Source organism: Antrihabitans cavernicola, assembly GCF_008297975.1.
In the GTDB taxonomy this organism is placed as follows: Bacteria; Actinomycetota; Actinomycetes; order Mycobacteriales; family Mycobacteriaceae; genus Antrihabitans; species Antrihabitans cavernicola.
Genome location: NZ_VLNY01000038.1, coordinates 1 through 1,310, shown reverse-complemented (window position 1 = coordinate 1,310; position 1,310 = coordinate 1). Strand labels below are relative to the sequence as shown.

Here is a 1,310-nt window from a genome sequence, read left to right as displayed (position 1 = left end):
TGAAGTACCCCAGGTTTAGTTCCGATCTTTATAGGAGGATCGAAGCTATGCCCCGTCAGTACCCGCCGGAGGTCCGGCAACGAGCTTTACGTCTGCTCGAGGTGACGCTGCAGGACTCGGAGGTCTCGGAGTTCGAGGCGATCCGTAGCGTCGCGGTGAAGATGAGTCTGGCCGAGGAAACGCTGCGCCGGTGGCGCCGTAAGGCGCAGATCGATGCCGGTGAGCGTCCCGGCACATCGAGTGATGAGCACGCCGAGATCAAAAGGCTCAAACGTGAAGTATCCGAATTACGCAGAGCCAACGAGCTGTTGAAGTCGGCATCAGCGTTTTTCGCCGCGGAACTCGACCGCCCCACGACGAAATGATCGCCTTCATCGATACCCACCGCGATCAGTTCGGGGTCGAGTTCATCTGTGCCACCCTGCGGGCGGCGATCGTGGGATTCATCTCCTCACGCGGTTACCGGGCAGCCAAAGCCAGGCCACTCTCGGCGCGGGCCCGCCGTGATGCGGACCTGATCCCGGTGCTGCGGCAGGTCCACGAAACGAATTACTCGGTCTACGGAGTGAAGAAGATGCACGCCGCGATGCGCCGCGCCGGCTACGACCTGGGCCGGGAACAAACCCGGCGCCTCATGGCCTGCGCCGGTCTACGCGGAGTGCAGCGCGGCAAGAAGGTCTTCACCACCACACCCGACCCGGCAGCGGCCCGTCCGGCCGACCTCGTCGACCGCAAATTCGTCGCCGAAGAGCCGAACCGCCTCTGGGTCGCCGACATCACCTACGTGCGGACCTGGCAGGGCTTCGGCTACGTCGCGTTCGTCACCGACGTGTGCACCCGCAAGATCGCCGGCTGGCACGTCGCGGCCACGATGCGCACCGAGGACCTCCCGTTGCAGGCCTTCGAACATGCTGTCTGGCAAGCGAATTGCGATCTATCCGAGTTGATTCACCATTCCGACCGCGGATCGCAATACCTATCGCTGACCTATACCGACAGATTGGCCGAACTCGGGATCGCACCCTCGGTCGGATCACGTGGTGACAGCTATGACAACGCCCTCGCCGAGAGCGTCAATGCCGCATTCAAAACCGAGTTGATCCACCGCCGCACCCCGTGGCGGACCGTCGACGATCTCGAGTTAGCGACTCTGGGCTGGGTCTGGTGGTACAACCATCACCGCCTGCATGAATCACTCGGCTACGTCCCGCCAGTCGAGTACGAGGCCACCTTGACCGGCACCTCACAACCAGCGAGCCAGCCGACCCCGGCCCTCGCAACCACATAGGAACTAAACCTGGGGTACTTCA

1 protein-coding gene and 1 other annotated feature are annotated in these 1,310 nt (G+C 62.7%); the gene reads left to right on the top strand.

Annotated elements, in window-relative coordinates:
• Positions 1-47: 47 nt before the first annotated feature.
• A protein-coding gene (locus tag FOY51_RS27025; protein WP_371830496.1) for an IS3 family transposase occupies positions 48-1,288 on the top strand; the annotation gives its coding sequence in 2 pieces (ribosomal slippage) (positions 48-336 and positions 336-1,288; 1,242 coding nt in all).
• Positions 323-424, top strand: a sequence feature (AL1L pseudoknot). It overlaps the preceding gene by 102 nt.
• Positions 1,289-1,310: the final 22 nt, after the last annotated feature.